General features: G+C 67.3%; 9 protein-coding genes and 3 tRNA genes. 11 read left to right on the top strand and 1 reads right to left on the bottom strand.

All coding sequences use genetic code 11. The features are described from left to right. Nucleotides 1-748 (bottom strand): hypothetical protein (locus AB1609_09045; protein MEW6046614.1); only part of this gene is annotated, 748 nt, incomplete at its 3' end. A gap of 354 nt (nt 749-1,102) precedes the next feature. Here AB1609_09045 and AB1609_09050 point away from each other — a divergent pair. From AB1609_09050 to rpoB, 11 genes are all read left to right on the top strand, one after another. After that, a tRNA-Tyr gene (locus AB1609_09050) sits at nt 1,103-1,188 on the top strand. A gap of 24 nt (nt 1,189-1,212) precedes the next feature. Continuing rightward, nucleotides 1,213-1,289 (top strand) — tRNA-Met (locus AB1609_09055). A 40-nt stretch (nt 1,290-1,329) separates the two neighbouring features. Beyond that, nucleotides 1,330-1,405 (top strand) — tRNA-Thr (locus tag AB1609_09060). Between the two features lie 74 nt (nt 1,406-1,479). After that, a complete protein-coding gene (gene rpmG, locus AB1609_09065) occupies nt 1,480-1,629 on the top strand; it encodes a 50S ribosomal protein L33 (GenBank protein ID MEW6046615.1) in 150 nt (49 codons plus the stop codon). Between the two features lie 76 nt (nt 1,630-1,705). Then, nucleotides 1,706-1,957: a preprotein translocase subunit SecE gene (gene secE, locus AB1609_09070; protein ID MEW6046616.1), complete on the top strand. Its 252-nt coding sequence runs from the start codon at nt 1,706-1,708 to the stop codon at nt 1,955-1,957. A gap of 22 nt (nt 1,958-1,979) precedes the next feature. Beyond that, on the top strand, nt 1,980-2,633 hold the full coding sequence (nusG, locus tag AB1609_09075) for a transcription termination/antitermination protein NusG (protein ID MEW6046617.1): 654 nt from the start codon (nt 1,980-1,982) through the stop codon (nt 2,631-2,633). Between the two features lie 20 nt (nt 2,634-2,653). Beyond that, the gene (rplK, locus tag AB1609_09080) at nt 2,654-3,079 is read left to right on the top strand and encodes a 50S ribosomal protein L11 (protein ID MEW6046618.1); all 426 of its coding nucleotides are present in this window, start codon (nt 2,654-2,656) and stop codon (nt 3,077-3,079) included. Between the two features lie 99 nt (nt 3,080-3,178). Next, nucleotides 3,179-3,919: a 50S ribosomal protein L1 gene (gene rplA / locus AB1609_09085; protein ID MEW6046619.1), complete on the top strand. Its 741-nt coding sequence runs from the start codon at nt 3,179-3,181 to the stop codon at nt 3,917-3,919. A gap of 285 nt (nt 3,920-4,204) precedes the next feature. Then, the gene (gene rplJ, locus AB1609_09090; GenBank protein MEW6046620.1) at nt 4,205-4,759 is read left to right on the top strand and encodes a 50S ribosomal protein L10; all 555 of its coding nucleotides are present in this window, start codon (nt 4,205-4,207) and stop codon (nt 4,757-4,759) included. Between the two features lie 65 nt (nt 4,760-4,824). Next, nucleotides 4,825-5,211 carry a 50S ribosomal protein L7/L12 gene (rplL, locus tag AB1609_09095; protein ID MEW6046621.1) on the top strand — a complete coding sequence of 129 codons (387 nt, stop codon included), beginning with the start codon at nt 4,825-4,827 and terminating at the stop codon, nt 5,209-5,211. Nucleotides 5,212-5,677: 466 nt separating this feature from the next. Then, the coding region (rpoB, locus tag AB1609_09100) for a DNA-directed RNA polymerase subunit beta (GenBank protein MEW6046622.1) at nt 5,678-9,362 on the top strand (3,685 nt) is incomplete at its 3' end.

The following is a 9,362-nucleotide window of genomic DNA, read 5'->3' on the forward strand; positions in this document are numbered from 1 at the left end:
GGGCCAGGGCCTGCACCCGCGCGCTCCACCGGTCGGGCTCGACTTCCTCGATGAGGAGCCCGGGGGTGGGGTCCGGCGCCTCACCGTCGCGTTCAAAAGGGTCCAAGAGGCCAGGCGGGGCCAGCCAGTCGGCCAGGTCAAGTTCGATAGCGCCAATCTCTTCTGCGGGGTGGGATCCGGGGGTCAGCCGAACGTTGACCGTCAGCCAGGTCTCGTCGCGGGCCTGGGTCAACAGGAAGCGGGGAACCGCGAGCCACGCATCGGGGAAATCCGACCAGATCCCTGTTGCGCCGCCGGGCCGGCCCGGGCCGCTTCTCCGAGCCGAACCCATCGGGTCAAAGGCAAACCCGCCCAGGGCCACCGGGCCGGTGCCGTGGGTCCCCGGAAGGCCCTCGATCACGGCATCGGCCAGCGCCTGGCGCCACAGGTCGCGGATGCGCCGGAACCGGTGGACGCCAGAAGCCTCCAGCGCCCACGCTGTACCCGCTCCCACCAGAACGGTCCCGCAGGACGGCACGGCCCACAGGGCGGAATCCGTCCACCGCAGCCGGCCGGCTCGTTTCGCCTGTTCGGATGGGGTCCAGGAAGAGGCCAGTTCTCGCGCCCGGCAGAACAGCCGCACCGGCTCTGCGGCCGGGAATGGAATGACCGCGCTGGCCAGGACGGGCCCGCGCAGCTCGTTGGCCTTTCGGGCAGCCGCAGCCAGCACCGGCGCTAAGGTTTGCGCCTGTACCCCGACCGAAGCCAACTCCTCACCACCACGGGGGATGATGGACCGACCGGTCAGTCTTCTCTGGATTATACCTCAAGGGGCCGGCTCCGCCAGCGGGTCCTCCTCCTGGCGCCAGCCATCCATCCCCTCTCGATTCGCCTTCAAGCAGTGGGCCGCGGCGTTCAGTTCGTCGGCAGGGACCGGACAGGCCGGACGGGCAGCCGGCTGGCCTGGACGGCAGCGTGGGGGGCGAGGACCCAGGAAAACCGGCGGGGTCGCGCAACGCCCTACCGGGACTTGACGGCTACCGCGACCTGCGTCGCCTTGACATGCGCGGCGGCGCGCTGGTAGAATGACTCCCGGCCCTCGTGGCGAGGGCCGAAGACGCGTGGAGGGGTTCCCGAGCGGCCAAAGGGGGCAGACTGTAAATCTGCTGGCGGACGCCTTCGTGGGTTCAAATCCTACCCCCTCCACCACCTCTTCTTGTCAGCAGGCAGCGACGCGGGGTGGAGCAGCCTGGTAGCTCGTCGGGCTCATAACCCGAAGGTTGCCGGTTCGAATCCGGCCCCCGCAACCACTTTTGGAGACCCTGCCCCGGGGCAGGGGGGCTTTTAAGAGCCCGCATAGCTCAGACGGCAGAGCGCATCCATGGTAAGGATGAGGTCGCCAGTTCGATTCTGGCTGCGGGCTCCAGAGTGTTGCCGGCGCTGCCGTCGCGAGGATGCGGCAGCGCCGATTTTTCGAGCGTAGAGGGGATTTTGGGTCTCATGCGGGTCGCCGTCACGCTGGAGTGCGAGCGGTGCAAGAGCCGCAACTATCAGACATCCAAGAACCGAAAGAACACGCCGGACAGGCTCGAGCTGCGCAAGTACTGCCCGAGGTGCCGGCAGCACACCCTGCACAAAGAGACCCGCTGACCGGAGGGCTTCGGGCAGGCACGGGGGGCGCGAGGGCGGCAGGCCGCATCCGGCAGGACCGGGCGAGGCGGTGGGTATGGCGTTGTCTCAGCAAAAGGCGAGGCGGGCTGCATCGGAACGCACGGGGGGCCGCGGCGGGCAGCGCGTCCGCCGGTTTACCCGAGAAGTGCGCGCCGAAATGCGCAAGGTCGTCTGGCCCAGCCGCCGGGACGTCGTGCAGTTCACGGCTGTCGTCCTGGTGACGGTGCTCATCGTGGGGGTTCTCATGGGGATCGTGGACCTGCTGACGACCCAGGCCCTGACGTTGATCCTCGGGTGGGGCGGGTAAAGGCAGATGGCAAGAGGGTGCGATGGTGGACACCGACGCCTCTGTCGATAGTGCGCGGAACCTTCCGGAGGGCGAGGTAGCCGCCGAGAAGGAAAAGCCTCGGGAGCCCGAGGACAACGAGCAAACGCTGGATCTGACGCCGCGCCATCCCGATGCCCGTTGGTACGTGATTCATACGTACTCCGGCTACGAAAACAAGGTGAAGGCCAACCTGGAGCGCCGGGTCAAGTCCATGGGGATGGACGACAAGGTCTTCCGGGTGCTGGTGCCCACCGAGGAAGAGATCGACTTCCAGGGCGGCAAGAAGCGGATCATGAAGCGGAAGATCTTCCCGGGGTACGTGCTCGTCGAGATGGTCATGACCGATGACAGCTGGTACGTGGTGCGTCACACGCCCGGCGTCACGGGCTTTGTCTCCCCGGGTTCGCGGCCGGTCCCTCTGGAGGAGCACGAGCTGCGCGCCATCATGAAGCAGATGGGCCTGGACAGCGAACGCAAGCCCCGCGTGGCGTTCGACGTGGGCGACCCGGTCCGGGTGATTTCGGGCCCCTTCGTCAACTTCACGGGGAAGATCGACGGGATCAACGTCGAGAAAGGCAAGCTGCGGGTCATCGTCTCCATGTTCGGCCGTGAAACCCCGGTCGAGCTGGACTTTGACCAGGTGGAGAAGATCTAGCGGAGGTCGGCAAGGGACACATGGCAAAGAAAGTTGCCGCTCAGGTGAAGCTTCAGATCCCGGCGGGCAAGGCGACTCCCGCTCCGCCCGTGGGTACTGCGCTGGGCCCGCACGGGGTCAACATCATGGAGTTCTGCAAGCAGTTCAACGCCCGCACGGCCAAGGACGCGGGCATGATCATCCCGGTCGAGGTTACCGTCTACGAGGACCGGTCCTTCACCTTCGTGACCAAGACGCCGCCTGCAGCGGTGCTGCTGCTGAAGGCGGCCGGGATCGAGAAGGGCTCCGGGGTCCCCAACAAGCAGAAGGTGGGCAAGGTGACCCGGGCACAGGTGGAGGAGATTGCCCGGATCAAGATGCCGGACCTCAACGCCACCGATCTGGCGGCGGCGGTGAGGATGGTCGAGGGCACGGCCCGCAGCATGGGGATCGTGGTGGAGTCCTAGCAAAGAGCAGGACAGGCCCGGAAGGCCGGCAAGGGCCGGCACCGGGTGGGAGGCGCCAGGGTGGCGGGGGCACTCCCCCGGCCGAAGCCCGGCACCGCAATGACCACCGGGAGGCGAGCAGTCGAAGTGCCAAGGCACACCAAGAAGTATTTACAGGTGGCACAGCTGGTTGAGCGCACCAGGGAGTACGCGCCGGCGGAGGCGATGGAGCTGGCCGTGAAGACGGCGCGCGCCCGCTTCGACGAGACCGTGGAGGTCGCCTTGAAGCTGGGCGTCGATCCGCGGCACGCGGACCAGCAGGTGCGGGGTACCGTCGTCCTGCCGGAAGGCACCGGGAAGTCCGTCCGGGTTGCGGTCTTCGCCAAGGGCGAAAAGGCCCGCGAGGCCGAACAGGCCGGGGCCGACATCGTGGGTGCCGAGGAACTGGTGGCGGAGGTGCAGGCCGGCAAGATCGAGTTCGACGTGGCCATCGCCACGCCCGACATGATGGGGATGGTGGGCCGCCTGGGCCGCATCCTGGGGCCCCGTGGCCTGATGCCCAACCCCAAGGCCGGCACCGTGACGAACGAGGTCGCCAGGGCCATCAAGGAGTTCAAGGCTGGCAAGGTGGAATTCCGGACGTCCAAGGAGGCCAGCGTGCACGTTCCCATCGGCAAGGTCTCTTTTGGCCCTGAGCGGCTGCTCAACAACTTCCGGGCTCTCATGGACGCCATTGTTCGGGCCCGGCCCGCTGCGGCCAGGGGGCAGTACCTGCGGCGCGTGGCGGTCTCGACCACGATGGGGCCGGGCATCAAGGTGAGCCCCCAGAGCGTGGTGGAGTGGCTGGCCGGCGAGCGATAAGACAAGGAGAATAGCCGGGGCGGTGTTGTAGCGCCGCCTTTCGATCCCGAAGACCGCGGGTGGCGCCCGGAGGGCTTGCGTGCCCCCGGCGCCTGAAAGCTGGTCGCCCGCGCAGGGACGGCAGGAAAGCGGCAGGTACAGGCCGGGAGCTCCGAAGATGGGGCGACCGGGCCGGGCGGTGTGTGCAGTGACCTTCCGCATGCCTTCCCTGCGCCGTGCGGCAAGGGGTAACGGAAGGTTGCTGCACACTCCTCTTTTTTCAGGCGAAGGAGGTGAGTCGAAGAGGTGGCGGGCACGGAACTGAGGGCCGGACATGCGCGCAAAGCCGGGATCGTCGGCGAGATCGCCCGGCACCTGGGGCGAAGCCAGGCCTTCTTCCTGACCGACTTCCGGGGACTGGACGTGGCCACCATGACGCGGCTGCGCCGCCGGGTGCGGGACAGCCAGGCGGAGTACATGGTGGCGAAAAACACCCTGATCAAAAGGGCCCTCAGCCAGGCGGGAAAGGACGGAGGGCTCGACGGCCTGCTCGAGGGGCCGACGGCCCTGTGCTTCGCCTATGGCGACCCGGTCGCTGTAGCCAGGACGCTCGCCGAACTGGCACGGGAGACGCGCCTTTTGGGGATCAAGGGCGGCTGGCTGGAGGGCCGGGTGTTGTCCGGACCGGACGTGGAGGCGCTGGCGCAGCTTCCGCCGCGCGAGGTCCTGCTTGGGCGCGTGCTTGGTGGGTTGCAGGCGCCCATGGTTGGGCTCGTCACGGTGCTGTCCGGGACGGTCCGGAACCTCGTCGTGGTTTTGGAACAGATCCGCAAGCACAAAGAGGCTGCCCAGGGCGCGTGAGGCGCAACCAAGGGCGGCGTCAAGCGGCTGGCAGGAGAAAGGAACGGGGTTGGTAGCATATGCCTTTGAGCAAGGAAGAGCTGATTGAGGCCATCGGCAACATGACCGTGCTCGAGCTGGCCGAGCTGGTCAAGGCGCTGGAAGAGAAGTTCGGGGTCAGCGCTCAGGCGGCCGTGGCCGTGGTGCCCGGAGCGGCAGCGCCGGGGGCAGCGCCGGCGGCGCCCGCCGCGGAGGAGGAGAAGACCGAGTTCGACGTCATCCTGACGGGCGCGGGTGACAAGAAGATCCAGGTCATCAAGGTGGTTCGTGAGATCACGGGCCTGGGCCTGAAGGAGGCCAAGGACCTGGTCGATGGCGCTCCCAAACCCGTGGTTGAGGGGGTCAACAAGGAGCGCGCCGAGGAAGTCAAGGCCAAGCTGGTGGAGGCCGGGGCTACCGTCGAGCTCAAGTAGGGACGGGAAGTTTTCGCAAGCGTACGGGCGCGGGCTCTCCAGGCCAGGCCGCATGGGCAGGGGGGAGGGCCGCGCCTTTCGCGCAAGCGTTGACATGAGCCTGCTGAGGTGGTAGACTAAGCGGGTGCGGGCGGCCTGTCTTGTTATTGTGCGACGCGCAAGGGGAGCAGAGGCTATTTGAGGCGCTGGCCGGGGAATCGGCAGGACCCGGCCCGGCGCCGAGTTGTGTTTCGGGCGTCCACCTGCTGGTCAATCACCGTTATGCCCACGGAGCGTGAATAATCCACGTCTCTTCAGCCGATGTTGGTTAAGTGCACCCATGACGGGGTCAACCCGTCTTGCGTGGTCCCGGGGAGCCCGGGGGCTCACTTCCTCTGTTCGAGGGCGGTTGCCCCTTCTCCTTCCGGTACGCGAGGGTCGCTTCGGGCGTAGGTCCCGCTAAGTTGTCCGAACGGGGTGATGCCGTTTGGCGGTTGCCGTCCAGGCTGGAAGGCGCGAGCGTCTCAACTTCGGCAAGATCCGGGAGGTGCTTGAGCTTCCCAACCTCATCGAACTGCAGCGCAGGTCCTATGAGTGGTTCATGACGGAGGGGCTGGCCGAGACTTTCCGGGACATTTCGCCTATCCAGGATTTCACCGGCAACCTGGTTCTGGAGTTTTTGGGGCACTCCTTCCGGGATCCCAAGTACAGCGTTGAGGAGTGCAAGGAGCGCGACGCCACCTACAGCGCCCCCTTGAGCGTCCGGGTTCGGCTGATCAAGAAAGACACGGGCGAGGTGAAGGAGCAGGAGGTCTACATGGGGGAGTTCCCCCTGATGACCGACAAGGGCACCTTCATCATCAACGGCGCCGAGCGAGTGGTCGTGAGCCAGCTCGTGCGATCGCCCGGCGTTTACTACAGCCAGGAACGGGACACCAGCGGGCGCCTCATCTTCCAGGCCAGCGTCATTCCCAACCGGGGCGCGTGGCTTGAGTTCGAGACGGACGCGCAGAACGTCATCTGGGTGCGCATCGACCGTACCCGAAAGCTCCCGGCCACCGTGCTCATCCGGGCCGCCGGCTATGGCAGCAACACGCAGCTTCTGGAGGTGCTGGGCGACTCCGAGCCGGTGCGCGCCACCCTGGATCGGGACACCACGGACAGAGAGAGCGAGGCGCTCATCGAGATTTACAAGCGCCTGCGGCCGGGCGAGCCGCCGACCGAGGAGAGCGCCCGGACGCTGTTCGAGTCGCTCTTCTACGACCCGAAGCGCTACGACCTGGCGGAGGTGGGCCGCTACAAGCTCAACAAGAAGCTCCGCCTGGCGGGCCGCATCGTGCAGGCCAGGCTGGAGCAGCCCGTGGCCGACCCGCAGACGGGCGAGATCATTGCCGAAGCCGGTGCCCGCGTCACCCGCGACCTGGCGGAGCGGATCGAGCAGGCCGGGGTGCGGGAGGTCATCGTCGAGAGCAAGGCGGGCCCGCTGAAAGTGGTCTCAAACGGCCAGCCGCCCGTCGACCGGCGGGTGCTGACTCCGGAAGACCTGGTCGCCATCGTCAACTACATGAGCACGCTGATGCTGGGCGCCGGCCAGGTGGACGACATCGACCACCTGGGAAACCGCCGGCTCAAGACGGTCGGCGAGCTCCTGCAGAACCAGTTCCGCGTCGGACTTGCCCGTATGGAGCGGGTCATCCGGGAACGCATGACGATTCAGGGCAGCGAGGACATCGTCACGCCGCAGCTGCTCATCAACATCCGGCCCGTGGTGGCGGCCATCAAGGAGTTCTTCGGGTCGAGCCAGCTTTCGCAGTTCATGGACCAGACCAACCCCCTGGCGGAACTGACCCACAAGCGGCGCATGTCGGCCCTCGGCCCCGGCGGGCTCTCCAGGGAGCGGGCAGGGTTCGAGGTGCGGGACGTGCACCACTCCCACTACGGGCGCATGTGCCCCATCGAGACGCCCGAAGGCCCCAACATCGGCCTCATCGGGTCACTGACCACGTACGCTCGGGTGAACGAGTTCGGCTTCATCGAGACGCCGTACCGCCGGGTGAAAAACGGCGTGGTCACCGACGAGGTGGTCTACCTCACGGCCGACGAGGAAGACATCTACGTCATCGCGCAGGCGGCCGAACCCCTCGACGAGCAGGGGCACTTCCTCAACCCCCGGGTCTCGGCCCGCTACATGGACGAGATCCGTCTGGTCAGCCCCGAGCAGGTCGATTTCATGGACGTGTCGCCCAAACAGATCGTGAGCGTGGCGACGGCGCTGATCCCGTTCCTGGAGAACGACGACGCAAGCCGGGCGCTGATGGGCTCCAACATGCAGCGCCAGGCGGTGCCGCTCATCCGGACCGAGGCGCCGCTGGTGGGAACCGGGATCGAGTACCGCGCCGCCGTGGACTCCGGAGCGGTGGTGACGGCCCGGCGGCCGGGCCTCGTCACGTACGCCGACGCCCGGGAGATCCGGATCAAGACCGAGGACGGAAGTGAAGATCGCTACGCGCTCCTGAAGTTCCAGCGGTCGAACCAGGGCACGTGCATCAACCAGAAGCCCATCGTCGAGGCGGGACAGCATGTGGAGGCCGGGCAGGTCATAGCGGACGGCCCGTCCACCGACCGCGGCGAACTGGCGCTGGGCCGCAACGTGCTGGTGGCGTTCATGCCGTGGGAGGGATACAACTTCGAAGACGCCGTGCTGATCAGCGAGAAGCTGGTGCGGGAGGACGTCTTCACCTCCATCCATATCGAGGAGTACGAGTGCCAGGCCCGGGACACCAAACTCGGCCCCGAGGAGATCACCCGCGACATCCCCAACGTGGGCGAGGACATGTTGAAGAACCTCGACGAAAACGGCATCATCCGCATCGGCGCCGAGGTGCGGCCGGGTGACATCCTGGTCGGGAAGGTGACGCCCAAGGGCGAGACCGAGCTGACTGCCGAGGAACGCCTGTTGCGCGCCATCTTCGGCGAAAAGGCTCGGGAGGTGCGGGACACGTCGCTGCGGGTGCCGCACGGCGAGGGCGGCGTGGTGGTGGACGTCAAGCGCTTCCGCCGCGACGAGGGCGACGAGCTGGCGCCGGGCGTCAGCGAGATGGTGCGGGTGTACGTGGCGCAGAAGCGCAAGATCAGCGTCGGCGACAAGATGGCCGGCCGCCACGGCAACAAGGGGGTCATCGCCCGGATCCTGCCGGAGGAGGACATGCCGTTCCTCACCGACGGGACCCCCGTCGAGATCGTACTGAACCCGCTGGGGGTACCCTCCCGCATGAACATCGGCCAGGTGCTCGAGACGCACCTCGGCTGGGCGGCCAAGGCATTGGGGCTACACATGGCCACGCCGGTCTTCGACGGGGCCACGGAGCGCGAGGTCATCGAAACCCTCAAGAAGGCCGGTCTTCCCGAGGACGGGAAGACGGTGCTGCGCGACGGGCGCACGGGGCAGCCGTTCGACAACCCGGTGACGGTCGGCTACATCTACATGCTGAAGCTGGCCCACCTGGTGGACGACAAGATCCACGCCCGTTCCACGGGCCCGTACTCCCTGGTCACCCAGCAGCCGCTGGGCGGCAAGGCGCAGTTCGGCGGGCAGCGCTTCGGCGAGATGGAGGTGTGGGCGCTGGAGGCCTACGGCGCAGCCCACACGCTCCAGGAACTGCTCACCGTCAAGTCCGACGACGTGCTGGGCCGGGTCCGCACGTACGAGGCCATCGTCAAGGGCGAGAACGTGCCGGAGCCCGGCGTGCCGGAGTCGTTCAAGGTGCTCATCAAGGAGCTGCAGAGCCTGGGACTCGACGTCAAGGTGCTGTCGGAGGAGTCCCAGGAGATCGAGATTCGTGAGGAGGACGAGGACCTGCCGCTCAGGGAGCTCGGCATCCACCTCGAGCGGCGTGAGACGGAGGTAGGGCCGGAGGAGCCGGAGGGAGTGCCGGCTGGCGTGCGGCCCGGCGACGACGACGAAGCCGAACAGGAGCCCGAACTGGGTGCGGCTGCGCCGGCGATCCTGGATGCCTCGGAGCCCGAGGCCGCCGGTGAGGCTCAGGAGGACCTGGCAGCCGCAAGAGGCCGCCTTGCGGACGCACCTGAGACACAGGAACTGGCACGGGCGGCGCGCGGGGCTCGATCCCTCAACGGCCTGCTGCAGCCTGATGCCGGCATCGAGGCCGGAG

Source organism: Bacillota bacterium (assembly GCA_040754675.1).
Taxonomy (GTDB): domain Bacteria; phylum Bacillota; class Limnochordia; order Limnochordales; family Geochordaceae; genus Geochorda.